The organism is Streptomyces sp. NPDC048415, from assembly GCF_040651675.1.
Classification (GTDB): Bacteria; Actinomycetota; Actinomycetes; order Streptomycetales; family Streptomycetaceae; genus Streptomyces.
Map to the genome: position 1 here is coordinate 1 of NZ_JBEZKJ010000023.1, position 25,615 is coordinate 25,615.

The 25,615-nt window shown below is 69.9% G+C and carries 27 protein-coding genes and 1 pseudogene; 16 read left to right on the forward strand and 12 right to left on the reverse strand.

Going from position 1 to position 25,615, the window contains the following annotated elements; genetic code table 11:
• From AB0D27_RS17420 to AB0D27_RS17430, 3 genes and pseudogenes are all read right to left on the reverse strand, one after another.
• On the reverse strand, positions 1-266 hold a 266-nt coding region (locus AB0D27_RS17420; RefSeq protein ID WP_362508775.1), incomplete at its 3' end, for an alpha-amylase family glycosyl hydrolase.
• Complete coding sequence (locus AB0D27_RS17425; protein WP_362508778.1) at positions 263-2,242, reverse strand: alpha-1,4-glucan--maltose-1-phosphate maltosyltransferase; 1,980 nt, start codon at positions 2,240-2,242, stop codon at positions 263-265. The genes AB0D27_RS17425 and AB0D27_RS17420, both read right to left, overlap by 4 nt.
• Before the next feature lie 83 nt (positions 2,243-2,325).
• Positions 2,326-2,517, reverse strand: a pseudogene (locus AB0D27_RS17430) (DUF5133 domain-containing protein); the annotation flags it as partial.
• Between the two features lie 295 nt (positions 2,518-2,812).
• On the opposite strand from AB0D27_RS17430, the gene AB0D27_RS17435 reads away from it, so the two are divergent.
• The 4 genes from AB0D27_RS17435 (at position 2,813) to AB0D27_RS17450 (ending at position 7,363) form a co-directional block, all read left to right on the forward strand.
• Complete coding sequence (locus AB0D27_RS17435) at positions 2,813-3,328, forward strand: pep a2 (protein ID WP_362508781.1); 516 nt, start codon at positions 2,813-2,815, stop codon at positions 3,326-3,328.
• 43 nt (positions 3,329-3,371) lie between these two features.
• Positions 3,372-5,498 (forward strand): glycogen debranching protein GlgX, encoded by a 2,127-nt coding sequence (gene glgX / locus AB0D27_RS17440; protein ID WP_362508784.1) that lies wholly within the window; start codon positions 3,372-3,374, stop codon positions 5,496-5,498.
• A 67-nt stretch (positions 5,499-5,565) separates the two neighbouring features.
• A complete protein-coding gene (locus tag AB0D27_RS17445; protein WP_362508787.1) occupies positions 5,566-5,868 on the forward strand; it encodes a helix-turn-helix transcriptional regulator in 303 nt (100 codons plus the stop codon).
• Between the two features lie 97 nt (positions 5,869-5,965).
• Entirely contained in the window at positions 5,966-7,363 is a 1,398-nt protein-coding gene (locus tag AB0D27_RS17450; protein ID WP_362508790.1) for an FAD-binding oxidoreductase, read from the forward strand.
• On the opposite strand, the gene AB0D27_RS17455 is transcribed toward AB0D27_RS17450, so the two are convergent.
• The 4 genes from AB0D27_RS17455 to AB0D27_RS17470 form a co-directional block, all read right to left on the reverse strand.
• Positions 7,364-8,173, reverse strand: a complete 810-nt coding sequence (locus AB0D27_RS17455) for an SAM-dependent methyltransferase (protein ID WP_362508793.1) — start codon at positions 8,171-8,173, stop codon at positions 7,364-7,366. It abuts the gene before it with no gap.
• Between the two features lie 34 nt (positions 8,174-8,207).
• The gene (locus AB0D27_RS17460; RefSeq protein WP_362508796.1) at positions 8,208-8,705 is read right to left on the reverse strand and encodes a hypothetical protein; all 498 of its coding nucleotides are present in this window, start codon (positions 8,703-8,705) and stop codon (positions 8,208-8,210) included.
• Between the two features lie 137 nt (positions 8,706-8,842).
• Positions 8,843-9,079, reverse strand: coding sequence for a DUF397 domain-containing protein (locus AB0D27_RS17465; RefSeq protein ID WP_362508799.1), 237 nt, complete (start codon positions 9,077-9,079; stop codon positions 8,843-8,845).
• A 3-nt stretch (positions 9,080-9,082) separates the two neighbouring features.
• The gene (locus tag AB0D27_RS17470) at positions 9,083-9,949 is read right to left on the reverse strand and encodes a helix-turn-helix transcriptional regulator (protein WP_362508802.1); all 867 of its coding nucleotides are present in this window, start codon (positions 9,947-9,949) and stop codon (positions 9,083-9,085) included.
• A gap of 253 nt (positions 9,950-10,202) precedes the next feature.
• Here AB0D27_RS17470 and AB0D27_RS17475 point away from each other — a divergent pair, with 253 nt between their 5' ends.
• The gene (locus AB0D27_RS17475) at positions 10,203-11,615 is read left to right on the forward strand and encodes a hypothetical protein (protein WP_362508805.1); all 1,413 of its coding nucleotides are present in this window, start codon (positions 10,203-10,205) and stop codon (positions 11,613-11,615) included.
• Positions 11,616-11,637: 22 nt separating this feature from the next.
• On the opposite strand, the gene AB0D27_RS17480 is transcribed toward AB0D27_RS17475, so the two are convergent.
• Positions 11,638-12,450, reverse strand: coding sequence for an SDR family oxidoreductase (locus AB0D27_RS17480; protein WP_362509068.1), 813 nt, complete (start codon positions 12,448-12,450; stop codon positions 11,638-11,640).
• A 370-nt stretch (positions 12,451-12,820) separates the two neighbouring features.
• On the opposite strand from AB0D27_RS17480, the gene AB0D27_RS17485 reads away from it, so the two are divergent.
• The 3 genes from AB0D27_RS17485 to AB0D27_RS17495 all read left to right on the forward strand — a co-directional run bounded on the left by AB0D27_RS17485 (position 12,821) and on the right by AB0D27_RS17495 (position 14,511).
• Entirely contained in the window at positions 12,821-13,234 is a 414-nt protein-coding gene (locus AB0D27_RS17485) for an ATP-binding protein (RefSeq protein ID WP_362508808.1), read from the forward strand.
• On the forward strand, positions 13,231-13,803 hold the full coding sequence (locus AB0D27_RS17490; protein WP_362508811.1) for a DUF6624 domain-containing protein: 573 nt from the start codon (positions 13,231-13,233) through the stop codon (positions 13,801-13,803). Before AB0D27_RS17485 ends, AB0D27_RS17490 begins: the two co-directional genes overlap by 4 nt.
• A 189-nt stretch (positions 13,804-13,992) precedes the next feature.
• Positions 13,993-14,511 carry a hypothetical protein gene (locus tag AB0D27_RS17495; RefSeq protein WP_362508814.1) on the forward strand — a complete coding sequence of 173 codons (519 nt, stop codon included), beginning with the start codon at positions 13,993-13,995 and terminating at the stop codon, positions 14,509-14,511.
• A 197-nt stretch (positions 14,512-14,708) separates the two neighbouring features.
• Here the strand turns inward: AB0D27_RS17495 and AB0D27_RS17500 are convergent, their stop codons facing one another.
• Together AB0D27_RS17500 and AB0D27_RS17505 are read right to left on the reverse strand one after the other, a co-directional pair.
• Positions 14,709-15,251 carry a hypothetical protein gene (locus AB0D27_RS17500; RefSeq protein WP_362508816.1) on the reverse strand — a complete coding sequence of 181 codons (543 nt, stop codon included), beginning with the start codon at positions 15,249-15,251 and terminating at the stop codon, positions 14,709-14,711.
• Between the two features lie 96 nt (positions 15,252-15,347).
• Complete coding sequence (locus tag AB0D27_RS17505; protein WP_362508819.1) at positions 15,348-16,166, reverse strand: SAM-dependent methyltransferase; 819 nt, start codon at positions 16,164-16,166, stop codon at positions 15,348-15,350.
• 259 nt (positions 16,167-16,425) lie between these two features.
• On the opposite strand from AB0D27_RS17505, the gene AB0D27_RS17510 reads away from it, so the two are divergent.
• Both AB0D27_RS17510 and AB0D27_RS17515 read left to right on the forward strand, forming a co-directional pair.
• Complete coding sequence (locus AB0D27_RS17510) at positions 16,426-17,001, forward strand: YbhB/YbcL family Raf kinase inhibitor-like protein (protein ID WP_362508822.1); 576 nt, start codon at positions 16,426-16,428, stop codon at positions 16,999-17,001.
• A 298-nt stretch (positions 17,002-17,299) separates the two neighbouring features.
• Entirely contained in the window at positions 17,300-17,950 is a 651-nt protein-coding gene (locus AB0D27_RS17515; RefSeq protein ID WP_362508824.1) for a DUF4360 domain-containing protein, read from the forward strand.
• 73 nt (positions 17,951-18,023) lie between these two features.
• Here AB0D27_RS17515 and AB0D27_RS17520 read toward each other — a convergent pair whose 3' ends face one another.
• On the reverse strand, positions 18,024-18,230 hold the full coding sequence (locus AB0D27_RS17520) for a hypothetical protein (protein WP_362508827.1): 207 nt from the start codon (positions 18,228-18,230) through the stop codon (positions 18,024-18,026).
• Positions 18,231-18,983: 753 nt separating this feature from the next.
• On the opposite strand from AB0D27_RS17520, the gene AB0D27_RS17525 reads away from it, so the two are divergent.
• The 5 genes from AB0D27_RS17525 to AB0D27_RS17545 all read left to right on the forward strand — a co-directional run bounded on the left by AB0D27_RS17525 (position 18,984) and on the right by AB0D27_RS17545 (position 23,543).
• Positions 18,984-19,271, forward strand: coding sequence for a hypothetical protein (locus AB0D27_RS17525; RefSeq protein WP_362508830.1), 288 nt, complete (start codon positions 18,984-18,986; stop codon positions 19,269-19,271).
• Between the two features lie 88 nt (positions 19,272-19,359).
• Positions 19,360-20,241, forward strand: a complete 882-nt coding sequence (locus AB0D27_RS17530; RefSeq protein WP_362508833.1) for a hypothetical protein — start codon at positions 19,360-19,362, stop codon at positions 20,239-20,241.
• Positions 20,242-20,343: 102 nt separating this feature from the next.
• Positions 20,344-20,595 (forward strand): hypothetical protein, encoded by a 252-nt coding sequence (locus tag AB0D27_RS17535; protein WP_362508836.1) that lies wholly within the window; start codon positions 20,344-20,346, stop codon positions 20,593-20,595.
• Between the two features lie 11 nt (positions 20,596-20,606).
• Entirely contained in the window at positions 20,607-21,806 is a 1,200-nt protein-coding gene (locus tag AB0D27_RS17540; protein WP_362508839.1) for an SPFH domain-containing protein, read from the forward strand.
• Positions 21,807-22,073: 267 nt separating this feature from the next.
• On the forward strand, positions 22,074-23,543 hold the full coding sequence (locus AB0D27_RS17545; RefSeq protein WP_362509070.1) for an FG-GAP repeat protein: 1,470 nt from the start codon (positions 22,074-22,076) through the stop codon (positions 23,541-23,543).
• A gap of 82 nt (positions 23,544-23,625) precedes the next feature.
• On the opposite strand, the gene AB0D27_RS17550 is transcribed toward AB0D27_RS17545, so the two are convergent.
• Positions 23,626-24,039: a hypothetical protein gene (locus tag AB0D27_RS17550; protein ID WP_362508842.1), complete on the reverse strand. Its 414-nt coding sequence runs from the start codon at positions 24,037-24,039 to the stop codon at positions 23,626-23,628.
• A gap of 96 nt (positions 24,040-24,135) precedes the next feature.
• Here AB0D27_RS17550 and AB0D27_RS17555 point away from each other — a divergent pair, with 96 nt between their 5' ends.
• The gene (locus AB0D27_RS17555) at positions 24,136-25,602 is read left to right on the forward strand and encodes an FAD-binding protein (RefSeq protein WP_362508845.1); all 1,467 of its coding nucleotides are present in this window, start codon (positions 24,136-24,138) and stop codon (positions 25,600-25,602) included.
• Positions 25,603-25,615: the final 13 nt, after the last annotated feature.

Here is a 25,615-nt window from a genome sequence, read left to right on the forward strand (position 1 = left end):
ACGGCGGTGTAGTCGGAGACGTCGTAGCCGCCGTCGCGGAGGGGGGACTTGAAGAACGGGGGCAGCCACAGGCAGTCGACGCCGAGCCACTGCAGATAGTCCAGCCGTGCCGTCAGGCCCTTGAGGTCACCGACGCCGTCGCCGTCGCTGTCCTGGAAGGAGCGCACCAGGACCTCGTAGAAGACGGCGCGTTTGAACCACTCCGGGTCGCGGTCCTTGGCCGGGGTGTCCTCGAAAGTATCCGGGACGGGCTCATTGACCATCATGCGGGCGACCCTCCGATCCGCGGTGCCGGGCGGATGGTGAGCACATGCGCACCGCCCGGACCGAGGCGCACATAATTGGCCCTGCCCCAGCGGTAGGTCTCGCCGGTGAGCTCGTCGCGCACCGACACCGTTTCGTGCCAGCCCAGGCCGAGGCGCGGCATGTCCAACGAGACCGTGGCCTCCTGGGTGTGGTGGGGATCCAGGTTGGCCACCACTACGACCTTGTCGGCGCCCGTACGCTTGCCGTATGCGATGACGGCCTCGTTGTCGGCTTCGTGGAAGTGGAGGTTCCGCAGCTCGTGCAGGGCCTTGTGGCGCCGCCTGATCCCGTTCAGCCGGGTGATCAGCGGTGCGATCGTCCGGCCCTCGCGCTCGGCCGACGCCCAGTCCCGCGGCCGCAGCTGGTACTTCTCGGAGTCGAGGTACTCCTCGCTGCCCGGCTTGAGGGGGGTGTTCTCGCACAGCTCGTATCCGGCGTACATCCCCCACGCCGGCGAGAGCGTGGCAGCGAGCACGGCCCGCACTTCGAAGGCGGGCCGCCCGCCGTGCTGGAGATAGCCGGGCAGGATGTCGGGGGTGTTGACGAAGAAGTTGGGCCGCATGGAGGCGGCCGCCTCACCCGACAGCTCGGTGAGGTACTCCGTCAGCTCCTCCTTGGTGTTGCGCCAGGTGAAATAGGTGTACGACTGCTGGAAGCCGATCGCCGCGAGCCTGTGCATGATCGAGGGCCGGGTGAACGCCTCGGCCAGGAAAATCACGTCGGGGTCGGTCCGGTTGACCTCCGCGATGACCCGCTCCCAGAACACCACCGGCTTGGTGTGCGGATTGTCCACGCGGAAGATCCGTACGCCGTGGTCCATCCAGAAACGCAGCACCCGCAGCGTCTCGGCGATCAGCCCCGGCATGTCCTCGTCGAAGGCGATCGGGTAGATGTCCTGGTACTTCTTCGGCGGATTCTCGGCGTACGCGATCGTGCCGTCCAGCCGGTGCTGGAACCACTCGGGGTGCTTCTCCACCCACGGGTGGTCGGGGGAGCACTGGAGCGCGAAGTCGAGGGCGACCTCCAGGCCTTCGCGCGCGGCACGGCGTACGAACGCGTCGAAGTCGTCGATCGTGCCCAGCTCGGGGTGGACGGCGTCGTGGCCGCCCTCCGGGGAGCCGATCGCCCAGGGCACGCCGACATCCCGACGGCTGGCCGAGAGGCTGTTGTTGGGCCCCTTGCGGAAGGTGGTGCCGATGGGGTGGATCGGCGGGAGATAGACGACGTCGAAGCCCATCTCGGCGATCGCGGGCAGCCGTTCGGCGGCCGTGCGGAAGGTGCCGTGCGGACGCTCGGGCGTGCCCTCCGAGCGCGGGAAGAACTCATACCAGGAGCCGTACAGCGCGCGCTCCCGCTCCACCAGCAGCGGCAACGGCCGGGAGCGGGTGAGCCGTTCACGCAGGGGGTGCCTCGCGAGAGCGGCGGCCGCCTCCGGGCTCAGGGCGGCGGCGAGACGGGCGGCCGGCGGCCGGGACTCGTCGCGCAGGGCGTCCGCGGCGGTCAGCACGGCGTCCCGGCCCACCGCGTCCGGTACTCCGGCGGCGGCACGCTCGTACAGTGCGGCGCCCTCCTCGAGGACCAGCCCGAGGTCGATACCGGCCGGGACCTTGATCTCGGCGGAGCGGCGCCACCCGGTCACCGGGTCGCTCCACGCCTCCACCAGGTAGGTCCAGTGGCCCACTTCTCCCGGCGTGACGTGCGCGCCCCAGCGGTCGCTGCCCGGATCCAGCTCGCGCATCGGAGTCCACGGGCCCGCACGGCCTTTCGGATCCCGCAGGACGACATTGGCCGCGACCGCGTCATGGCCCTCACCGAAGAGCGTGGCGGTGACCTGGAAGGTCTCGCCACAGACCGCCTTCGCGGGGCGTCTGCCGCATTCGACGACCGGGTGGACATCCATGAGGGGGATGCGGCCGGTGTCCGGGTTCACGTCCATGGGTTTCGCCTCCGCCGTCCTTGACCCTGCCTGTCGTTTCGTCCCTGCGCCCCACCCGCGATTCAGATCGTTGCCGGAACGTCCCGCAGATAGTGCTCGGCGGCGTCCGCGGCCTCCCGTGCGCAGCGCTTCCCCATCAGCACGCACAAGGTGTAGCCCGTGTTCTCGAAGTTGCCCCGCACCACATGGTCGGCGGGGGCCGCGAGCAGCAGGCGCTCCCAGGCCCGGTATCGCTCCAGATGCCTGGCGACCTCGGCTTTGGCAGGCAGCAGCATCACGCTGGTCACCTTCCCACTCTCTCGATCGCGCACGGCTCGCCTGGCAGGCGAGTGAGGGACGTGCGCGCAGAGACATCGATCGGTTACAAGGATCGACGCTCTCACCCATGGTGCCCGTACCATCACCGAGCGTCTTGTTGGCTCTTCAACAACACTCTCGGGTTGCACGAACGGAGTAGTGCTCTCACTCTGGGACTGACTCAGAAGCGATCATTGCTCACGCTTCGTGTTCGGGGCTCGGCCCGTTGGGGCGAGGAGAAGCGAGAGCTTCGCCGGTGAGGAGCCAACGACGATGAAAGCTGCAGTGCCCTGCTATTACCACCTCGACGTGGAGGTCAGCCCGGAACGGGTCGAACAGGTCAGGCGCATTCTGGCCGCGCACCTCCGGTACTGGAATCTGGAGATTCTCGTCGAGTCCGTCTGCCAGTGCGCCGAAGCGCTGCTCCGCACGATCGCGGAACACGCCGCGGACAAGAACACGACCATCGAGATGTGGTGGAACGGCCAGCACCTCATCACCGCGGTCTCCGACAACAGCCAGGACATCCGCCCGCACAACGCACCTCAAGGCTGTCTGGCCCAGATCGCCGCCATGAGCGACGGCTGGGGCTGCTGCGCGACGGACGCGGGCGGCAAGATCATCTGGTTCTCGTGGCGGGCCCGCGCAGCCGAACGCGCCCCGCTGGTCCCGACCGCACCGGCGCCCAGCCTGCGGGAGGCGCGCCAGGCGCCTCGCCAGGAACCGCTGCCGGAGCCGGCGCTCGCCGCCTTCCGCGACGACATCGAAGCAGTAGCCGCCGCGGGGTGATCCCGTCAGGACATCGATGCCGTGATCACCGTACGGTGATCACGTGCGCACCTGGAACGGTCGCCCCTATCCACTGGGCGCGACATTCGACGGCGAGGGAACCAACTTCGCCCTGTTCACCGAAGTCGCCGAACGCGTCGATCTCGTCCTGATCGACGCGTCCGGCGCCTCTCGTACGGTCACGCTCACCGAGGTCGACGGCTTCGTGTGGCACTGCTACCTCCCCTGGGTCGGACCCGGACAGCGCTACGGCTACCGGGTGCACGGCCCCTGGGACCCGGTAGCCGGCCACCGGTGCAATCCGGCGAAACTGCTGCTCGACCCCTATGCCCGAGCGGTCGACGGACAGACCGACAACGACGCCTCGCTCTTCGAGCGTGCCCCCGACGGGCCCTCCCCGGCCGACAGCGCCGGGCACACCCCGCTCGGTGTGGTGACCGACCCGGCCTTCGACTGGGGCGACGACCGCCCGCCGATGCGTCCGTACGCCGAAACGGTGATCTACGAGGCCCATGTACGCGGCCTGACCCGCGGGCACCCGGAGGTCCCGACCGCGCTGCGCGGCACCTACGCGGGCCTGGCCCACCCGGCGGTCGTCGAGCATCTGACCTCGCTGGGAGTGACGGCCGTCGAGCTGATGCCGGTGCACCAGTTCGTCCAGGACGGCTTCCTGCGCGATCGCGGCCTGTCCAACTATTGGGGCTACAACACGATCGGCTTCTTCGCGCCGCACAACGCCTACGCGGCACACGGCACGCGAGGGGAGCAGGTCACCGAGTTCAAGTCGATGGTCAAGGCGCTGCACGAGGCAGGCCTCGAAGTGATCCTCGACGTCGTCTACAACCACACCGCCGAGGGCAACGAGAACGGCCCCACGCTCTGCTTCCGGGGCATCGACAACGCCTCGTACTACCGCCTGGTGGAAGGCGACCGGACGCACTACTACGACACCACCGGCACCGGGAACAGCCTGCTGATGCGGCATCCCCACGTGCTGCAGCTGATCATGGACTCGCTGCGGTACTGGGTCACCGAGATGCACGTCGACGGTTTCCGCTTCGACCTCGCGGCCACCCTTGCGAGGCAGTTCCACGAGGTGGACCGGCTGTCGGCGTTCTTCGACCTGATCCAGCAGGATCCGGTGGTCGGCCGCGTCAAACTCATCGCCGAGCCCTGGGACATCGGCGACGGCGGCTACCAGGTCGGCAACTTCCCGCCCCAGTGGTCCGAGTGGAACGGCAAGTACCGTGACGCCGTACGAGACTTCTGGCGCTCCGGCGACCACACACTCGGCGAGTTCGCCTCCCGGCTGACCGGCTCTTCCGACCTCTACCAGCACGACCGGCGCCGACCGCGCGCGAGCATCAACTTCGTCACCGCGCACGACGGGTTCACCCTGCGCGACCTGGTCTCGTACAACGACAAGCACAATGAGGCCAACGGCGAGGACAACCGCGACGGCGAGAGCGCCAACCGGTCCTGGAACTGCGGCGCCGAAGGTCCCACTGACGATGAAGGAGTGCTGGAGCTGCGGGCCCGGCAGCAGCGCAACTTCCTCGCCACCCTGCTGCTGTCCCAGGGCATCCCGATGCTCGCCCACGGCGACGAGGTGGGCCGCACCCAGCGGGGCAACAACAACGCCTACTGCCAGGACAACGAGATCTCCTGGCTCGACTGGAGGCTGAGCGACGAGCAGCGCGAACTCATGGAGTTCACCCGGCGCGCCATCGCGCTGCGCGCCGCCCACCCCGTACTGCGCCGCCGCCGCTTCTTCCTCGGCGACACCGTCACGCACGAACACCAGCCGCTGCCAGACCTGATGTGGCTGCGGCCCGACGCCCGCGAGATGACGGACGAGGACTGGGGGCGCCCCGACGCCCACGCCGTCGCCGTCTTCCTCAACGGCGACGCCATCGCCGAGCCCGACCCGTACGGCGACCCGGTGACCGACGACTCCTTCCTGCTCCTTCTCAACAGCTACTGGAAGCCGGTGGTCTTCCGGCTGCCGGATGCCACCTACGGCGAACGGTGGACGGCACGGATCGACACCGCGGATCCGCAGGGACTTCCCGACGAGTCGGAACGCAAGGCCGGCACCGACGTCCGCGTAGAGGCACGCGGCCTCCTGCTCCTTTCCCGCCCTCACCGGCCCGCTCCTGCTGCGCGGTGAAGCCGCCGTCGACAGCGAGCGCCGCCCCGGTGTTGAACCAGGCCTCGTCGCTGAGCAGGACAGGGACGTGCGGACGTCGCCGGTGATCAGGGCGTTCCGGGAGAATCCCGCGGGTCTCCCTGGGCGCCGGCTGGAGGTCATCCGGGCTGCTGGCGCAGGGGCTGACCATCCCGAGATCGCCCAACAGCTGGTGCTGTCGGTCCGCACGGTCGACCACCACGTCTTCGCCGTCCTGGACAAGCTCGGCGTGCGCGGCAGGCGGCAGGCCGCCACCCGCGCCACGGAACTGGGGTGCTGCCGCCCGGGCGGTGAAAGGGAGGCATCGGAGCCGCCGAGCTGGGTGGCGGACACGGAGGTAGGCTGGTCGTGAACCGGGCTGGAACGGGCACATCGGACCCATCGGCGGGGGCCGGCGAAGGGCCCGCAGCGCCGGTGCCTGGAGCGGTCCCCAGATACGGGGGCTGCACATGTCCATCACACCGGCACAGGCGGCACGCCAGGAACTGCCAGGTTTCAAGGGGCAGTTGATCGGGCCGGAGGACTCCGGTTACGACGAGGCCCGTACTGTGTTCAACGCGATGATCGACCGGCGGCCCGCCCTGGTGGCGCGCTGCACGGGCCCCGAGGACGTCGCCCAGGTCGTCGGCTTCGCCCGCGACCACGCCCTACCGCTCGCGGTGCGCTGCGGTGGCCATCACGGCGCGGGCCTGGGGACCTGCGACGACGGGGTGGTCCTCGACCTCTCCCCGCTCAAGGACATCGAGGTCGACCCGAAGGCCCGAACGGTGCGCGTCGGCGGCGGCTGCGTCTGGGGCGAGGTCGACCGCGCCACCCACCCGCACGGCCTGGCCACACCGAGCGGCATCATCTCCACGACGGGCGTCGGAGGCCTCACGCTCGGCGGCGGTCTCGGGCACCTCACCCGCAAGTGCGGGCTGACCATCGACAATCTGCTGGAGGCCGACCTCGTTCTGGCGAGCGGTGAGCGCGTACGGGCGAGCGCCGACGAGAACACCGACCTGTACTGGGCGATCCGCGGGGGCGGCGGCAATTTCGGCGTCGTCACCTCCTTCCGCTACCGGCTGCACGAGGTGAGCACGGTCGTCGCGGGACCCACCTTCTGGCCCGTCGAACTCGGCGCCGAAGTCCTCACCGCCTACCGCGACTTCCTCCCGCACGCGCCCCGCGAACTGAACGCCTTCTTCCTGTTCGGCTCCGTCCCGCCGGGCCCGCCGTTCCCGGAGGAGATCCATCTGCGGAAGGTCTGCGGCGTCGTATGGTGCCGCGTCGGGGACGACCCGGAGGCGGCGGCCAGGGAGATGGCACCTCTGCTCGACGCCCTGCCCGCGCCGCTGCTGCACGGCGCCGCGCCGATGCCGCACCCCGCCATCCAGTCCGCGTTCGACGGGGTGTACCCGCCCGGCGACCAGTGGTACTGGCGCGCGGACTTCGTCAACGAGATCCCCGGCGAGGCGGTCGACCTGCACGCCAAGTTCGGTGCCGAGATGCCCACGTGGAAGTCGACGATGCACATGTATCCGATCGACGGCGCCGTCCACGACCTCGCCCCGACGGACACCGCGTGGAGCTACCGCGACGCCCGCTGGGCCTCCGTCTTCGCCGGCGTGGACCCCGACCCGGCCAACGCCGACGTCATCAAACGGTGGAGCGTCGACTACTCCGACGCACTGCACCCCTATTCGGCGGGCGGAGCCTACGTCAACATGATGATGGACGAGGGCCAGGAGCGCGTACGGGCCAGCTACCGCGACAACTACGCTCGGCTGGCCCGGATCAAGGCCGAGCGTGACCCAGGCAACCTGTTCCGCCTCAACCAGAACATCGAGCCCGCGGCGCTGGTCTGATCACGGCTTGCGGGCCACGCCCCCGTGGACGTCCGTGGGCTCGGGCGAGGTGCCGGGCTCAGGGCGCCACAGCGGGCAGGACACGATGCCGGGCTCGACCAGTTCGAGGCCCTCGTAGTACGCGCTGATCTGGGCGGGGCTGCGCAGCACGTACGGGATGGCGCCCGTGTCGTCGTAGCCCTGCTGGGCCTCCTTGAGTGCGGCGTCCGTGTCCGTGCTGTCGTAGTGCACGAAATAGCTGTGGGAGGGCAGGGCTGCCTGGAGGCGGCGGACGATCGACTTGGCCTCCTCGTAGTCCTGGATGTGGCCGAGGATGCCCATGAGCATCAGGGCGACGGGCTGCTCGAAGTCCAGGATGCCGGACGCCGCTTCGATGATCTTCTCGGGCTCGTGGAGATCCGCGTCGATGTAGTTCGTGACACCTTCGGGAGTGCTGGTGAGCAGGGCCTGGGCGTGGCGCAGTACCAGGGGGTCATTGTCGACGTAGACGATGCGCGACTCGGGTGCCACGCGCTGGGCCACCTGGTGGGTGTTGTCGTACGAGGGCAGGCCGGTGCCGATGTCGAGGAACTGGCGGATGCCGAGTTCGCCCGTCACGAACGTGACCGTGCGGATCAGGTAGTCGCGGGAGGCGCGGGCCATGGTCTCGATGTTCGGGGCGACTTCGCGGTAGGCGTCGCCCGCGGCCCGGTCGACCTCGTAGTTGTCCTTCCCGCCCATCCAGTAGTTCCAGATGCGAGCCGAATGCGGCACCGTGGTGTCGATCTTGGACAACGCCTCTTGGTCGGGGGTGGGCCGGCCGTCTGTCATGGGATGTCTCCTGCCCTGCGTCACGCGGTCGTCTCTAACTTATCGTCAACGTCTGTGCTTGAAGGCCGAGTTGGCTGAGTCGGGGGGCGGGTCCGCGGATGGGGTGGCCCGGTTCTCCCGTGTCGAGGGTGACGACGGGGACATGCTGGGCCAGGGTGCGCAGCGCCCGCTCGTAGGCGCCGACCGCCTCGGTGTCGTCCGACTCGCCCGTCACATGGAGGAGGGCGCCGTCGCGTTCGGCCACTGCCTCCGCGAAGTCGAGCGCCTGGATCCACGTCACCCGGGAGCGCCCGCGGCGCAACGGCCCGTAGACCAACTCGTGGACGAGACTGCCGTCGACGACCAACCTCCCCGGGGCGGCGAGCAGTTCGCGGTAGGGCTGGGTGGGGTCCACATGGTGAAGGTGGTCGCGCGAGCTGCGGATCAGGAATCCGTGGTGGGCCAGATCGGCGAGCAGGCCGCTTCTGCCGATGCCGTCAGGGCCCTCGACGACCAGCGTCCGGCACTGGGTGAGGGCCTGATGGAGGATCATCCCCGCACGCACTCCCTCCCACGACGACCGACTTCTCCAGTCTGAAGGGGACAACCCGCACGGCGGGAGTGTGCGTGCGGGTTGTCCGGTTGTGCGGTCGTAGTGGCGCGGACTTGAGGGCGCTGCGGTGAGGTCGCTCAGGCGACCAGGAAGTCGGCCTGCCCGGACTTGGCGCCCTGAAGGAACGCGATCATCTCGTCGCGGGTGTAGATCAGCGCGGGACCCTCGGGGTCCCTGGACTGACGGAAGGCGACGCTGCCGTCGGGCAGTCGCTTGACCTCGACACAGCTCCCGCCGTTCGTGCCGCTCCAGGGCTTGTGCCAGCCCTCGGTTCCCAGATCGACGGCGGGCATGCCGCTGTGGACGGATCCCATGGATCACAACTCCTTACGCAGTTCACCCAGGATGGCCCTGGTCCGAGCGACCGGCTCCGCCTGCACGGACATCCGGTCCAGTACTTCGAGATAGCCGACGACGTCGTCGGGACGGTCGACGTAGACCGCGCCGACGAGGCTCTCCGTGTAGACCACGTCGGGGAGTTCGGAGAAGCCGAAGCGGAAGTGGTGGAACGGGCCGAAGGCGCCCGGGTGGGCGCCCACGTCGAAGCGCATGATCTGGATCCGGACCTTCGGCATGTCCAGGACCTCGAGCAACCGGTCGATCTGGGCCCGCATCACCTCGGCCCCGCCCACCGGCCGGCGCAGCACCGTCTCGTCCAGAATGGCCCACACGGCGGGCGCGTCCGGTTTGGCGAGCAGGTCCTGGCGCTTGATCCGCAGGGCGACGCGGCGGGCGATCTCCTCCTTCGACTCGTTGGGGAAGCCGACGCGCATGAGCGCGGTGGCGTAGTCGTGCGTCTGCAACAGGCCCGGAACGTAGTGGGGTTCGTAGAGGCGGATGACGCTGGCTTCGCTCTCCAGGCTCACGTAGGCGCTGAACCACTCGGGCAGTACGTCGCGGTACTTGTACCACCAGCCGGGCTGGTTGGCCTCCCTGGCCAGGGTGAGGAAGTCGTCGATCTCCGCCGCCGGAACCCCGTAGGTGTGCAGCAACTCCCGCACATACGGGATACGCAGCCCCACCTCGGCCTTCTCGATCCGGCGGACCGTCAGCGGAGTGACCTCGATGGCGCGTGCCGCGTCCTCGAACGAGACGCCCGCCCGCTCCCGCAGCTGCCTCAGCCGCTTTCCGAGAACCATCCGCAGGACGGTCGGTGCGCTGCCGCCAGGGCGGTTCTCGCTCACGTCCTACCTCCGGGGAACGGCCGTCACAGCGTGCAGTGTGCCACGAGGTCGATGACAGTGACAGAGCGATGCGAATCGTTCTGAAATTATCAGAACGCAGGTTGCACGCTGAGTGTGTCCGCCACCATAGTGATCGAGTGATGTGTCGCACACTCAGCGGCGATCACGCTCAACTGTGCTCGGACGTACCGGAATTGACCTCTCGGCAGGTGCGTACGGGCGCAGCCGCACGCGAACGTGAGGCGAGACGGGGATGGCCACCGTGACCGACGGACAAGCGAGGAACGCCGGCAAGGCCCCTACCGGGGGCAACAGGGTGCTGGCGGCCGCCGTCAAGGAAGCCGGCTGTTCCTATGCCTCACTCGCCCTGCGGGTCAATGAGCTGGGCCGCCGCCAAGGCGCGGACTCCCACTACGACAAGGCGTCGGTCACCCGCTGGCTGCAGGGCCAGCAACCCCGGGGAACCACACCGGAGTTGATCGCCGCAGTCCTGTCCGAGCGGCTCGGCCGCGCCGTGTCACCCGCGGACCTGGGCTTCCTCTCCGATCAGCAGCGCCCGGTCGTGAGCAGGGCGCTCGTCTATGGGGAAGACGTGGCAGAAACCCTTCACACCCTGGCGGAGCTGGGGTCCACCGACATCTCCCGCCGAAGCCTCCTCGGCTCGGTTCCCTTCGTCGCGGCCGCTCTGACGACCCCTCAACGCGAGTGGCTGCTCTGGCTGTTGGAACAGCAGGACATCGTGCAACCGGCCCTGGCCGAGAGCGGCGGACCGGTCGAGCAGGTGCACGCGATGATCGCCATGTTCGACCAGATGGACAACCACTACGGCGGCGGCGGAGTGCGCACCAGCATCGTGCACTACCTCTCCACCGAAGTAGTTCCCATGCTCCAGCGCCGTGGTACGCCCTCGCGGCTGCGCCGCCCGTTGTACGCCGCCGCCGCGCGCCTCGCCGCGATGGCCGGCTGGAGCTCGTACGACGCGGGGGAGTACGGCCTGGCGCAGCGGTACATGACGCAGGGGCTGCGCCTGTGCGCCGAAGGACGCGACCGGGTGCTGGGCGGCCAGATCCTGGCCGGGCTCTCCCATCTCGCCACCAACCTCGGCCGCCCCGACGAGGGGGTCGCCCTGGCCCGCGCCGGGATCGTCACCGCCAAGGGGGCGGGCAGCCCGCTGGGCCTGATGCGCCTGTACGCCATGTCGGCGCGCGGACACGCCGCGCAGGGCCGCTCGGGCGAGGCCTCCGAGGCGCTGCGGCTGGCCGAGCGGCAACTGGACGTGAGCAAGGGAGCCGCGCAGGAGTCGGTGTGGGTGCGCTATCTCGACCATCAGTATCTGCAGGCCGAGTCCGCCCTGTGCTTCCGTGACCTGGGGCTTGCCGCGCAGGCGGAGCGCACGGCGAGCGAGTCGCTCAGCGCCGACGCCGACCGGCGCAGGCGTCAGGCCATCAGCCGCTCGGTACTGGCGACCGCCCATCTCCAGCAGGACCGCCTCGACGAGGCCGTGGGCACCGCGACCCAGGCGCTGGAGACCCTCAGTACCGTGCACAGCGAACGGTCGATCCAGGCCCTGCGTGACTTCCGCAGGCGGTTGGAGCCGCGCCGCCACGAGCCCGTGGTGATGGAGTTCGAGCGCAGGTCCCGCGCCGTACTGGGGGCGGTGGCATGACCAGTACGGGGCCGCCGCTGTCTCAGTACCCGTCGGGGGAGGGCGCGTTCTGGGCGCGGTCCACCGGCAGATGGGCGCCGGAGACCCCGCTCGACCAGTCGGACAGCAAAAACGCCACGACCCGGGCGACTTCCTGTGGCGCGACCGGCTCACCGCCCGGAAGCTCCGCCGCCACGAATCCGGCGAACGCCTCGGGATCCTCCCTGCGCATCCGGTCCCAGCGCCTGCCGGGGATGAGCATCGAGCCGGGGGAGACGGCGTTCACCCGGATCCCGTCCGGCCCGAGCTCGCGGGCGAGCGACGCGGCCAGCTGGATCTGCGCGGACTTGGCGACCCCGTACTGGGCGTACGGACCCGGCTTCCAACCGGAGATCGACGAGATGACCACGGCAGAGCCGCCGCCCGCCGCCCGCAGATGCGGGACCGCGGCCCGCACCAGCCGAACCGCGTGGCCGACGTTCACCTCCCAGGTCGCCGCCCAGTCCTCGGTGTCCGCCTGTTCGAAGCGGCCCCCGCGAGAACCGCCCGCGCAGGCCACCACCCCGTCCAAGCCGCCGAAACGTTTCGCCGTGTCCGCGACAAACCCCTCCAGTTCCTCGGGCTCGGTGATGTCGAGTGGCTGGGTGAACACCGCCGAGTGCATCGACGCGGCCAGCGCCTCCAGGTCCCGCGCGGTGCGCGCACAGGTCGCCACCCGCGCGCCCTCGGCGGCCAGCAGCCGCACGATCTGCTCGCCGAGCCCCCGCGTACCACCGGTGACCAGTACGCGCTTGCCGCGCACGCCGGGCCACCCCGTGCCACCGCCTGGACGCTCCGCCGCCCGGCCCCCGCTCACGTTGCTCACGCGATCGAACATACATGCCACACCACTACGTCCCCGCAACCGGACAACCCGCATACCCCCTGGTCGTCCCACCGGTCCGGCGTGTTGGCTGCACGGGCAGCCACCGAGACCTGCCCCCACCCGTGCTGCATCCGAAGGAGGACCGATGACGGCATCCAGGGCACATCGCCGCGGGCCGTCGCCCTCACTGGCGGTCGATTCCCCCGCGCCGGCGCGGGGTGTTCCCACCCGGGCGCCAGAGGTGCGCCCGGCGGACGACCGTAAGCCCGAGGGACGGGCCCGGCCCACTGAGGGGGCGACGGGTGCTGTGGCCCTCGCATCTCCGGTGACCCCGGCGGCACCCGTGATCCCGGTGATCTCCATGAGCCGAGCCCACCTCCTGCGGACCACCGTCCCCGCCCACCCCTCGCGGGCGTCGGGCGTGCGCGCCATGGTCGCCGAGCACCTCACGCACCTGGGGCTGTCGCCCGAGCGTCTCGACAACGCGGTCCTCGCGACGGACGAGCTGTTCGCCAACGCCCTCCGGCACGGCAGCCCCCACCCCGGCGGAACGATCACCGTCTCCGTCGAGTGCGCCGAGCGCGAGCTGCGTGTGACGGTCGCCGACCGCTCCTGCGCCCTGCCGAGGCGGCGTACGGCGGACGACGCCGAGGAGTCGGGACGCGGACTGGCCATCGTCGCCGCACTCACCGACGACTGGGGCATCGCACCGCCCGATCCCGGCACGACGGGCAAGCAGGTGTGGTTCACGCTGGTGCTCGAGGGGATGCCGTGAAGGGATTCCCAGCGCACCTGGCGGTCGACGGCGCGGCGCCGCCCCTGGACGCGGGCGCCCGGCCCATGGTTCCGGAACTCGCGTCAGCCCTCGCCGAGGAGCTCATACGCAGGGCGGACGAAGAGCGATGCCTGATGCGACAGGCACACGTGAACGCCACGGTGCAGTGCCGACGCGTCATCGTCGAATGCCGTGAGGCCAATGCCGAAGCCCTCAGGTTGATCGTCCACCGGCACGGCTGGCCGACCGCCGACCAGGTCGGCGCGCGCGCCTCGACGGCCGCCCTGATGATTCTTCTGCACGCCCCGGACCTCGACTTTCAGCTCGATTGCAGCGACCTGATCGCCCAGGCCGCGGCGGACGGGCGCTGCCCGGCCCTGCACCACGCGTATATCGCCGACCACTGCGCCGTCGAACAGGGCAGGCCGCAGTTCTACGGCACCCGCGTCAATCCCGTGACCTTCCGCCCGTACGCCATCCGCCAGCCGCAGACCCTGGACGAACGACGCCGCGACGTAGGCCTGGGCCCGATCGAGGAACAACTTCGGGCGCTGCGTGAGGGCGGATGAGGGGGCCCGGAACGTGATGTGCAGCACGCCCGGAAATGCCGTCGCGGCCGTCAGGTAATGATTCTGGCTGGGCACGGCTTGATCGCCGATCAAGAAAAGGGAAATCGCTGGCCACGGCATGTTCCGCTCATTTGACACTTCGTTGAGAGCACAGATAGGAAACAGCTCTCTGAAGTGGAGAGGTGGACTGTGCGCGAGCCGAACGTGGTCGGGGACTGGCAGGAGTACGAGGAGCATGCCGGCCTGCGTGTCCGCGTCCACGGTGTGGAAAAGGCGGAGCCGCCGCGAGGACGCGACGATGCTGCTGACGAACTCACCTACTTCAGATTTCGGGTGACCGTTGAAAACCGCACCACCGAGCATTTCGGGCTCCATCTCGAAGACGGCCAGATCGATATCCGCATCGGCGCCGACGGTGAGAGCGCCTTCCTCGACTGGCGGAACTCTCAGTTCATCGAGGGCTTCGACGTCTACCCGCTGCGCCGCGCCACAGCGGTCCTCTACGCCGCGGGCCAGGACACCGTCCTGCACCGCGTGGACATCCAGGTCCAGCTGAAGGTCGACGACGAGTGGACCGAGCGCTACCTCTGGGCGGGCGGCATCGACCTCGACGAAGCCGCCGCCGACGCGGGCGCACGCCCCGACACGGCGAGGGACAGCCTCGCCTGCCAGGTGAGCAATTTCCTTCGGAGGGAAGCGGAGTCCTGAACCGCGACCCGTGGCGGTGAGGGCGTCGCGCGCCAGTTTTTCCAGGACCTGTCCGGCCGCTCACGGTGGAGGAAAGCCGCGGCGCGCTGGATGGTGCCGGTGAGGGGGGTGATGGAGCCCCCGCGCGAGCGAAGCCGAGCGCGTGGGGGGAGTGCGTGCCACACTCCGCGTCTCCGCCGTGATCGGCTGGACAGGTCCTAGCGTTCCCCGGCCGGATTTCCCTCGACCCACTGGATGAGCAGCTGCCGTACGTACGGGTTGCCCTCCTGGGCGGCGTGCGCGAGCCGTTCCGCACTCGCGCGGGCCGCCCGCCAGCCCGCCGGAGTGTCCTCGGCATACGCGGCATCGGCGGCGGCCAGCGCGTCGGCCGCCAGGTGGCGCAGCTCCTCGGACAGGTCGTCGTCCGCCGCGGCCCGGTACGCCTCGAGGCGCAGGGCCGCCATGTCCCGGGGGGAGTCGGAAGGCACTGCCAGGGGCTGGGCATAGCCGCTGACGGCGATCACCACGCAGAAGGTCGCCACGTCCCGGCGGCTCTCCCGCTGCCCCTTCGCGATCGCCGGCGAGAGCCACGAAGGGGCTCTCCAGTGCGACACCGACGTGGCCGCGACGAGGGCAACGGCCAGCAGCACGAAAGGGAGCCAGCCACCCAGGAACCAGCTGATCGGCCCGAGCACCAGGAAACAGACCGCGCTGCTCATCCATATGCGACGGCGACCGAGTCTCAGGTGTCGTGGATCCATGCGGCTCAGTGTCGCAGGGGCACGTGGGACGCGAGGAGGGGGCGGGCGATTCGTGGGTCCATGCCGTTGTCGGCCCGTCTCCGGACGGCCGGACCGCTATGGCTTGCGGCCCACTGCGCCGTAGGCGTCGACGTTGGCACCCGATGAGTCACCGGGGTCCGGACGCCACCGCGTGACCTGGACGATGCCGGGCTCCGCCAGCTCGAGCCCCTCGAAGAAGCCGCCGATCTCCTCGACCCCGCGCACGTGATACGGCACGGCTCCGCTGGAGTTGTACGCCTCCGAGGCGGCGATCATGCCCTTGCTGGTTGCGGTGCCGTCACAGATGACGAGGTGACTGCCCGGCGGCAGCCCGTCCATGAGCCGGGACACCAGCGCCCGCGCCTGGTCGTAGTCGGCCACGTGGCCAAGGGTGTTGAGGATCATCAGGGCGACCGGCCGGGAGAAGTCGAGTGTGCCCGCGGCGGCCTTGAGGATGGCGTCCGGGTCGTACAGGTCCGTGTCGAGATACGCGGTCTCGCCCTCGGGCGTACTGGTCAGCAGGGCGCGGGCGTGAGCGAGCACCATGGGGTCGTTGTCGACGTACACGATCCGCGCGTCCGGTGCCAGCCGCTGCGCCACCTCATGGGTGTTGTCGGCGGTCGGCAGGCCTGTGCCGATGTCCAGGAACTGGCGGATGCCCTGGTCCACCGCCAGATACCGCACCGCGCGGCCCAGGAAGTAACGGCTGGTGCGCGCCACATCCACCAGGCCGGGGAAGATCTGCTTGATCTGGTCGCCGATCTCGCGGTCGACCTCGTAGTTGTCCTTGCCGCCGACGAAGTAGTTCCAAAAGCGCGCGGAGTGGGGCTTGCTGGTGTCGATCCGGGCGCGTATCTCGGTGGCGGCGACGAGCTGGGGATCCGGGACTGACACGAGAGCGCCTCCTGCGCGGTGTTGTTCGACGGACGAACATCAATCTAGACGAACCGGCGGGGCGTCTGTCCCGTTCCGCCCCCTCAACTCGGCCCAGACGCACGGCTTTTGGCCACGCCAGCCTGCCATGCGCCACGCTTCGGGCATCGTGCGTAGGGTCGATGCTTCACGTGCAGTGCACGGTTTCGGCCTGGCAGGACGATCGCGCTCGTACGCCGTCGCGCTGTCCCTTCGTCGCCGCGGCGCTAACGTGGCTGACATGCGCCGTACCAGCTGCCGTAAGGCGGGAGCCCTCGTGGCGGCAGCCCTGCTGATAGGCCTCGCCGCGGGCTGTGGGGGTGGCGGCCGTGGTTCTTCCGCGGCCGGCGCACCGACGCCGCACGCGTCGAAGCGGATCACGGTGTCGAGTCCGGCCTTCGTGGACGGTGGGACGATTCCGCGCCGCTACACCTGCGACGGCGAGGACGTCTCGCCGCCACTGGAGGTCTCCGGTGTGCCGGCGGACGCCGCTGAGCTGGCCGTCCTGGTCGAAGACCTGGACGCTCCGCGGGGCGCTTTCGTGCACTGGCTCATGTGGGGCGTCGACCCGCACGAGACGGCGCTCGGTGTCGGTGAGGTGCCGAAGGGGGCCGCACAGGGCCGCAACGGCTTCGGGAAGCGCGGCTATGGCGGACCCTGCCCGCCCAAGGGCAAGCCGCATCGCTACGTCTTCTCGGTGTTCGCCGCCGACAGGGAACTCTCCCTCTCCCAGGGCGCCTCCGTCGATGACCTGAAACGCGCGCTCGCCGGACACGCCACGGGAGTCGGCACCCTGACCGGTCGCTACGGCCGGTGAGCCGCTCGCCCGCCCGCAACCGTCGGCGCGGACGAGGCTGCAAATGGCTGGAGATGACCCTGGCCGCCCCGGACACGGCTACGTACGATGCCGTCACCCCCGTCCTTCACGGCTCCTTCACAAGCGGGGATGAGATGCGCATGCCTATTTGTCATGAGCATGCTCAAATGAGCCACGCTTGATCCAACGCACTGGTCTGCGACGGCTCCCCGCCCGCGCGGGGAACCGCACCCCCCTTTTCACGGCGGCCCACGCCAGGCGCCGCCGCCGGAACACCAACGCAACGGATTGGAGCACCATGGCTGGTGGGCTGCTTCTGGGTGGCGCGATCGCCGCCCTGTTCGCCTCAGCGCTCCCGACGCAGGACCCGTCCTCCGGGATCGTCGACCCGCCCCCGGACAAGATCGTCATCAAGGTGGCCACGGTGAACGGCTCCGGCTGTCCGCAGGGGACCGCCGCCGTAGCGGTCTCCCCGGACAACACTGCCTTCACGGTGACCTACAGCAACTACCTCGCCCAGGTCGGAGGCAACTCCGACCCCACCGCATTCCGCAAGAACTGCCAGCTCAACCTGATCGTCCACGTCCCGCAGGGCTTCACGTACGCCATCGCCAGCGCGGACTACCGCGGCTTCGCCGCACTGCAGCAGGGCGCGAGCAGCACCGAGAAGGCCTCGTACTACTTCCAGGGCTCCCCGAACACGGCCGCCATCACGCACCCCTTCCGCGGCCCGTACAACGACAACTGGCAGGCCACGGACAGTACGGACTGGGCGCAACTGGTCTGGGCACCCTGCGGTGTTCAGCGGAACTTCAACATCAACACCGAACTCCGTGTCAGCGCGGGGACGTCCGCGCCCGGCAGCACCAGCTTCATGACCATGGACTCGACCGACGGTGACATCAGCACCGTCTACCACCTGGCCTGGAAGGAGTGCCCCAGCTCCTGATGCCGCAGGGCGGCTGAGGCACCGCTCCCTCCACAGGTCCTTGACCGGCTCCGCCGCACCGGAGCCGGTCAAGCTAGGGCAGCAGCTTGTCGAGGGCCGCGGGCCCTTCTTCCTTGAGCTTGCGCTCGGCCCAGGCGAGGTTTCGCGGAGTGATGTCGCGGCCCGTGGCGAGCACCAGGTCCTCGGCGGTGACCGGGCCGCCGGAGCCGGTGTGCAGCAGCGCGTCGGGGGTCGTCCGGTCGTTGGACGACGCGGGCGAATCGGGTTGGCTGGTTGACATTGGTCTCTCCCTGTTCCGCCTGATCTGTTCTCACGCTACGGGCATTCCGCACACCCCGCGCGGCGCACCCCGCCCGGACCCGGCCCAGGGCGCCGCTCGGGGCGGGCGACCCCGTTCGGATGTACAGCGATGCCGGCCCACGCTCGCGGGGGTGATGGTGGAGGAACTCGCACCGCCGGGACCGCCGCCGTTGCCGCCGGCCCCGGACCCGACCCGGTCAGTGTCGCCGTGACAGCCCCGAAGACCTGCCCGGCAACATCACCCAGGTCCCCGTCGACCTCTGCAACAACTCCGTCGACCTCCGCGCCGATCGAGCGCCAGGTCGGTGAAGTCGTGCTCCCAGTCGTACGGCTTGCGGAGCCCTGTGGTGAGCAAGCTGACGCCTCCCACCCGCAGCACGACGTCGGTCCCGGCGTCCCTGTCGCCATGCCGGCCAGCGTCATCGTGAGCGGCCTGGCGCGCCGGTCACCGGCGGTGATCGTTGCTGTCGCGCCGGTGCCTCCCGCTCCGCGGTGTGCATGGCTGCTGAGCCGCACCGAGGCGTGCCCGACCCTCGGACCGGACGCCTCGCTCTCCGCGCCGCGTCGGCCGCGCCGAGGAGCGGTGTCCTTGCGGGAGAAACGGACGGCGCGTCAGATCTCCCGCGGGGCGGCGGGTGGCGGGTGGCGGCGAGAACGTCGACGACTCGACTCCGGGTCCGGCGATGGCGACGACGGGACGCGCGAGGGTGCGGCTCCGTGCTGTGACGCTTTCGTGCCTCTGCGTGCCCAGCACTATGCCGAGGTGCCGCTCGGCCTCACGCCGAGCGCGCGTCGCCTCCGGGGCGTCCGCGCGCTGCTGGGCAGCCCGTGCCCAGCGATCGGTGCGGCGTCCGTTGCCCGGACGGAACTCGGCGCGGAAGCACCGCGCGAGGGCAACGACGTCGTCGCCGTGGCGCGGACCGTGACCGACGTGGTGGAGCGGCTGTGCCGGGGCGGCGGCCCGGTCCTGGTGGAGGCGGCACAGCGTGCTCCGCTCGTCACTTCGTGGACGGCGAGGTGACGTACGACGTCCATTCATTGGTCTGTACATGACCATCATGTCGGGTCAGACTGTGCGCCGAACACCCACCCCCCGCTGAGGAGCAGTCATGCGCATGCCCGCACGGCAACGTTGTCACGCGGTCCTGGCCGGCCTCGTCACGCTCGCCACCGCCGCTGTCCTGTCCGTCGCCACCACCGTGCCCGCCGAAGCCGCCGACACCTGGAACGAGGTGGGCTCCGACCGCGCCGACCCGCTGACCGAGAGCCAGGGCCTCACCTCGGTCGAGGTACCGGCCGGCAGCGCCAACCGCTATACGGGCATCGGTACGATCCCCGCCGGCGTGAGCAGCCGCGGCTGGAACCACGTCGGCGACCCGGACGCCTCGTACAACGGCTACTACGTCGAGCCGTACCAGAGCGACTCCGGCAGCTCGAAGATGTTCCGGGTGCAGGCGCCGGGCGGCGCCTGGTCGGAGTACGTCCACGCGCTGAGCGCGGGAGAGGCGCTGAACAACTCCTTCGTCACCATCTCGCCGAGCGGTAGCTGGATGGTGGCCGGCGAATACGGCACGATGAGCCGGCTGCTGGTGTTCCCGACCCCCGGCGTGAACCCGAGCACGTCCCCCTCGGCGAACCTCCCGCAGGCGTCCACCATCAACCTGGATCACGCCGTACGCGACGTACAGGGCTGCGACTTCGTCACCGCGACCCGGCTGCTGTGCTCCTCCGACGACCCGGCGGGCACGCTCTTCGGCATCACCAAGCCGCTGCTGCAGATCGATCTGTCCGCCGAGCCGAACGGGTCGGCGGACGTCTCGGGGCATGTCACGGCCCTGCGTCAGCTCCCGCTGCGCAGCTCCTGCTCCGGCACGTTCGAGGCGGAGGGCATCGACTACGACCGCCGCACCGGCACCCTGCGCGTGATCGTCGTATCGCCGGGCTTCTGCGTCCTGACCGACAGCAAGACATACCGGTTCACCAGGGGCTGAACGCGCTCCTGGCGTGCCTCGAGGGCCGACCTGAAAGTAGGCGCCCGAGACGGGTAGGTCTAAGGTCGGAAGCAGAACCAGAGTGATGAGGGGCGGCCGGCTGTGGTGGAAGACGAAGCCGTGATCGGTTGCACGGGGGAGCTGCTCATCGGAACGCGTGGATCTGCCGGTCCCGGCGAGATCCTGGTGCGCGTCAGAGGCGGATCCGAGACCTTCCTCGCCTGGTCTGCGGAGCCCCTGCCGATGGGGGCCACCGTGCTTGTGATCGAGTCCCGCGGATGTCGTGAGGTCGACGTCATCAAGTGGGCCGATCCGCTGGAGGCGCTGGACGGCGATCCCGCCGGCGCAGGCTGAGGAGGAGAAAGATGTTCGGTTACCGCGTTCCCGCTCCCGATGAGGCGATGCTGATCTCGGGAGGCAGGCGGGGACTGGGGGGCGCGCCGTTCCGCGTGGTGACGGGGCATGGCAAGTTCGTGCTCCCGGTCTTCCGCAAGACCCGTTTCCTCACCCTGTCGATGTGCGAGTCCGAAGTCACCGAGACCTGTGTGACCAAGCAGGGCATCGCGCTGCACGTCCGCGCCGTCATCGCGTTCAAGGTCGGCAACGACACTGAGAGCATTATCAACGCGGGACAGCGGTTCCTCTCCGACCAGGATCAGATGTCGGTCCTGACCGGCCGGATCTTCGCCGGCCACCTGCGCGCCATCATCGGCTCGATGACGGTCGAGGAGATCGTCACCGAGCGGCAGAAGCTCGCCGCGGAAGTCCTGGACACCTCGAAGACCGAGATGGCGAAGATCGGCCTGATCGTGGACTCGCTGCAGATCCAGTCGATCGACGACGGCGACGTCGGCTACATCGACGCCATGTCCGCACCGCACAAGGCGGCCATCCAGCGGCAGGCCCAGATCGCGCAGGCCCAGGCCACCCAGGCCTCGGTCGAGGCGCAACAGGTGGCCGCGCGCAACCAGGCCGAGTACGCCCGCCAGACCGCCGTGGTGAAGGCGGAGTACTCGGCCCAGGTGGACCGCGCGCAGGCGGAGGCCGCCCAGGCCGGACCGCTGGCGCAGGCCCACGCCCAGCAGGAGGTGCTCGCCGCGCAGACCGAACTGGCCCAGCGCGCCGCCAAGTTGCGCCAGCAGCAGCTGGTGGCCGAGGTCGTGAAGCCCGCCGAGGCCGAGGCCGAGCGGATCAAGGTGCTCGCCATCGCCGAGGCGGAACGCATGAAGATCCAGGCGGAGGCCGCGGCCTCGCACGACCGGGTCGCACTCGACCGGATGCTGATCGACCAGCTCCCGCTGATCGTGAAGGAAGCCGCGGGTGGCCTCGCCGGAGCCAACGTCAACGTCCTGAACGGCGCGGACGGCCTCGGTGAGATCGCGGCCGGCCTGGTCGCCCAGGGCCTGACGATCCTGGACTCGGTCCGGCAGAACCTGAACGGCCAGAACTCCGACGGTCGCGCCGACAAGTCCAACGGACCGCTGGAGCTGCAGAGTTACCTGCGTACGCCGGAGAAGGACACTGACGAGAGCGAACCGGAGGGCGGCCCGTCGTCGACGAGGTGACCTGACGTCCGCGTCCCGCAACATCTGTCACTGCTGTGTCACGGCCCCTCGGGGCACCACAACTCCCTTGATGCGTCTCGTGTCGAACTGGGCGTCGGTGTAAGCAAGCAGCGCTTATCACCGCTTTCACCGACAAGCCCGGCTTTCGATCTCACACGGCACATCATCAACGGGGGACAGATCATGACCAGCAGGCAGCGTACGACCGACGCCACGCCTTCGATCACCGGCACCACCCGAGCCCGCCGCAGGAGCGCCTCGGCCGCTATGGCCGCGGCCTCCTTCCTCCTGCTGGCGGGCCTCGGCATCGCCGCCGCGCCCGCCTCCTACGCGGGCGTTCCCGGCGGTACGCACGCGAACGACCGCAACTGCGACTTCGACGGCGACGGTTACGACGACATCCTCATCGGCGCGCCCGACGGCACCGTCGACGGCAAGAAGGGCGCCGGTTACGTCACCGTCCAGTACGGGGCGGCGGGCGGGCTCGGCACCCACAACAGTGTTCCCAAGGCTCGTACCGCCGTGTTCAGCCAGTCCACCGCCGGGGTTCCGGGCACCTCACAGACGTACGACGCCTTCGGCGCGGCCGTCGCGACCGGGGACATCGACGGCGACGGGTACGACGACGCGGTCATCGGGGCGCCCGGCGAGGAGGCGGGTGCCCTGCAGGACGCCGGCCGGGTCACCGTCCTGTACGGCTCAAAAAGCGGACTCGGTGCAGCCCGCAGCGTCTCCTTCGCGTCCGCCGACCCGGCCGCGGGCGCCCGGTTCGGCTCGGCCGTCACCGCGGCGCGGCTGACGGGGGAGACCCTCGGCGACGTCGTCGCCGTACTCGACCAGCGAGGCGCGGAGTTCTCCACGTACAGCGGGGGTGCCCTGCGGCACACCGGCACCCTCGACACGACCAAGCACCCCGCGGGACGCGCCGTCCGGCCCGCCTACCTCACCACGGGCGACTACGACGCCAACGGCTACGCCGACCTGGTCGTCTCCGGCTACAGCCCCGACGACGACTATGCGCAGGGATGGTCGGCGGTCTACTCGGGCGGAGCGCATGGCCTGACCCACCTGCGCGACCTGCGCGGCGGCATCTCCACCGCCTCGGGCGACATCAACAACGACGGATACGACGACCTCGTCACCGGCCAGATCAGCAGCCCCGACGCCGAGGCGGAAGGTCTGACCGGCGGCCTGGTCGGCGTCTACTACGGGGGCGAGGACGGCCCCAAGGGCCTGGAGAGCGAGGACGGCACGCCTCTGTGGTGGACGCAGAACTCCCCGGGAGTGCCCGGCGCCGGCGAGCACGGTGACGCCTGGGGTACGGAGCTCTCCGTCGGCGACGTGGACGGTGACGGCTACGCGGACCTGGCCGTCGGCGCGCCAGGCGAGGATGTAGGGACCGTCGCGGACGCCGGCGCGGTGTGGCTGCTGCGCGGCTCGGCGGACGGCCTGACCGCGATGGGCGCGCAGTCCTTCGACCAGAACACCCCCGACATTCCCGGCACCGCCGAGGCCGGCGACGAGTGGGGCGCACAGATAAGGCTCGCCGACACGAACGCCGACGGCCGCTGCGAACTGATCGCCGCCGCACCGGGCGAGGACAACCAGGACGGCGTGGTCTGGCAACTGCCCGCGAGCACCAAGGGACTCGTGGCGGACGGCTCCTGGCTCTACGGCCCGGGAGCACTGGGCGCCACGGGCAGCGCCGCCCGCTTCGGCGCCGCCATCGACGAGTAAGCCGCGCCGCGTCTGCGGGAAGTCGGCAACCCCATGATGGAGGCCACCGCCCGGAACGGGTGGTGGCCTCCATCATGGGCTGTCAGCGTTTGGCGAGGTCGGTGAGCTTGGTGGCCAGGCTGGACAGGGCGTCCTTGATGGTGCCGCTGTTCTTCGCGGCCGCGTCGGTGGAGGCCTTGATGGCTTCCGCGAGTTCGACGTTGCTTTGGGCGAGGGCCAGGTTGGTGGAGACGTGCAGATCGCTGATCTCGTCGGGGTGTGCCGGTTTCTTGCCGGCCACCTGCTTTTGCTTCGACTGCGCTCTTTCGATCAAGGTCTTCGCGGGCGTTGCCAAGATCCCCCCTCGGTCGACGTGACGTTTTCGGACCAAGATAGATGGCTGGTTGAGGCATGGGTAGAACGCCGCGGCCTCGCTGACCACGGCCGGCTCGCGGTGCTCACACACGCCGGAGCGGAACTTGACGCCGACGGTCCGGCGCTGTGCCGGGTTCGCCATCGGGACGCGTGTCCGGCTGTTCGGGGGCGGCTGAATCACCCTAGAATCAGCGGAAGTTGATCGCTTCATCCGGCCCGTCCGCCCCAGGAGGAGCGCATGCCCCGAACCCCCTCGCGACGGACCGCACTGCGCGGTCTCGCGGCAACCGGCGCCGCCGTGATCGGGTTCGACCCGTTCACACGGAGCTGGGCGGCCACCGCCTCCGACCGGCCGCTGACCGGACTCCCGCCGCTGGACGGGAGCGTGCACACCGACGAGACATCGCTCCATGACGCCGCCGACGACTTCGGGCATATCATCCATCGCCGTCCGGTGGCGGTCCTGCGACCGGGATCCGTCAGGGATGTCGTCGCGATGATCCGGTTCTGCGACGCGCACGGGCTGCGGGTCGCCCCACGCGGACAGGGCCACGCCACTCAGGGTCAGGCGCAGGTCGACGGCGGCCTGGTCATCGAGACCGCGCCGCTCGCGGCCATCGGTTCGATCGGACCACGCAGTACGACGGTCACGGTCGGGGCGGGCGCCAAGTGGAGCGACGTGGCCAAGGCCGCTGTGGCCCACGATCTGACCCCGCCCGTCTTCACCGACTATCTCGAGCTCTCCGTCGGCGGCACCCTGTCGGTCGGCGGGCTCGGCGGCCAGACGCACCGTCATGGCGCCCAGGTCGACAACGTCACGGAACTCCAAGTCGTCACCGGCTCGGGGGAGTTCGTCCGCTGCTCCCCGACACACCACCGAGACCTGTTCCTCGCCGCGCTCGCCGGACTCGGCCAGTGCGCCGTCATCGTCGGCGCCACCCTGCGTCTGGTCCCCGCGCCCGAGACCGTACGCCACTACCTCCTGTCGTACGACGATCTGCGCACGTTTCTCGACGACCAGCGACGGCTCGTACAGGAAGGCCGCTTCGCCTACGTCGAGGGCCAAGTCACCCCTGACGCCGAGGGAGCCTTCCGCAGCTACCTTCTGGAGGCCGTCGCCTACGGCCCTCCCGTCGGTCCCGCCCCCGACGACTCCGCACTGCTGCGCGGGCTTCGTCACAACCCGTCCGCCGTCCAGACCTCCGACCTCGCCTACTACGACTTCCTCGACCGGCTCGCCCCCGGTGTCGCCGCCCTGAAGGAAGCGGGGCTCTGGTCGTACGCCCACCCCTGGCTCAATCTGCTGCTGCCCGGCCGCTCGGCGCTCTCCCTCACCGGAACCCTGCTGGACGACCTCACCGCGGCCGACCTCGGCCCGGGCGTGGTCCTGCTCTACCCACTGCTGCGCGAGCGACTTCACACCCCGCTCCTGCGTACTCCGCGGGACCCGGTGCCCTACCTTCTGGCCGTTCTGCGCACCACCCCGCCCGACGACACGGCGACCATCGACCGCCTCCTCGCGGCCAACCGCAGCGCCTACGACACCGTCCACGCGGCCGGCGGTACCCACTATCCGGTCGGCTCCGTGCCCTTCGGCCCCGCGGACTGGCGCGACCACTTCGGCTCCGCCTGGCGCCAACTGGCCACGGCCAGACAGACCTACGACCCGCACGGAATCCTGGTACCGGGCCAGGGCATCTTCTGACGGCGGGTCACGC

What these genes read in the sequence shown, in the direction of transcription:
- AB0D27_RS17425 (WP_362508778.1), bottom strand. Translation starts at nt 2,242, where the DNA reads ATGGACGTGAACCCGGACACCGGCCGCATCCCCCTCATGGATGTCCAC.
- AB0D27_RS17435 (WP_362508781.1), top strand. Translation starts at nt 2,813, where the DNA reads ATGAAAGCTGCAGTGCCCTGCTATTACCACCTCGACGTGGAGGTCAGC.
- AB0D27_RS17450 (WP_362508790.1), top strand. Translation starts at nt 5,966, where the DNA reads ATGTCCATCACACCGGCACAGGCGGCACGCCAGGAACTGCCAGGTTTC.
- AB0D27_RS17455 (WP_362508793.1), bottom strand. Translation starts at nt 8,173, where the DNA reads ATGACAGACGGCCGGCCCACCCCCGACCAAGAGGCGTTGTCCAAGATC.
- AB0D27_RS17460 (WP_362508796.1), bottom strand. Translation starts at nt 8,705, where the DNA reads ATGATCCTCCATCAGGCCCTCACCCAGTGCCGGACGCTGGTCGTCGAG.
- AB0D27_RS17465 (WP_362508799.1), bottom strand. Translation starts at nt 9,079, where the DNA reads ATGGGATCCGTCCACAGCGGCATGCCCGCCGTCGATCTGGGAACCGAG.
- AB0D27_RS17475 (WP_362508805.1), top strand. Translation starts at nt 10,203, where the DNA reads ATGGCCACCGTGACCGACGGACAAGCGAGGAACGCCGGCAAGGCCCCT.
- AB0D27_RS17485 (WP_362508808.1), top strand. Translation starts at nt 12,821, where the DNA reads ATGAGCCGAGCCCACCTCCTGCGGACCACCGTCCCCGCCCACCCCTCG.
- AB0D27_RS17500 (WP_362508816.1), bottom strand. Translation starts at nt 15,251, where the DNA reads ATGGATCCACGACACCTGAGACTCGGTCGCCGTCGCATATGGATGAGC.
- AB0D27_RS17510 (WP_362508822.1), top strand. Translation starts at nt 16,426, where the DNA reads ATGCGCCGTACCAGCTGCCGTAAGGCGGGAGCCCTCGTGGCGGCAGCC.
- AB0D27_RS17515 (WP_362508824.1), top strand. Translation starts at nt 17,300, where the DNA reads ATGGCTGGTGGGCTGCTTCTGGGTGGCGCGATCGCCGCCCTGTTCGCC.
- AB0D27_RS17520 (WP_362508827.1), bottom strand. Translation starts at nt 18,230, where the DNA reads ATGTCAACCAGCCAACCCGATTCGCCCGCGTCGTCCAACGACCGGACG.
- AB0D27_RS17530 (WP_362508833.1), top strand. Translation starts at nt 19,360, where the DNA reads ATGCGCATGCCCGCACGGCAACGTTGTCACGCGGTCCTGGCCGGCCTC.
- AB0D27_RS17540 (WP_362508839.1), top strand. Translation starts at nt 20,607, where the DNA reads ATGTTCGGTTACCGCGTTCCCGCTCCCGATGAGGCGATGCTGATCTCG.
- AB0D27_RS17545 (WP_362509070.1), top strand. Translation starts at nt 22,074, where the DNA reads ATGGCCGCGGCCTCCTTCCTCCTGCTGGCGGGCCTCGGCATCGCCGCC.
- AB0D27_RS17550 (WP_362508842.1), bottom strand. Translation starts at nt 24,039, where the DNA reads ATGGCGAACCCGGCACAGCGCCGGACCGTCGGCGTCAAGTTCCGCTCC.
- AB0D27_RS17555 (WP_362508845.1), top strand. Translation starts at nt 24,136, where the DNA reads ATGCCCCGAACCCCCTCGCGACGGACCGCACTGCGCGGTCTCGCGGCA.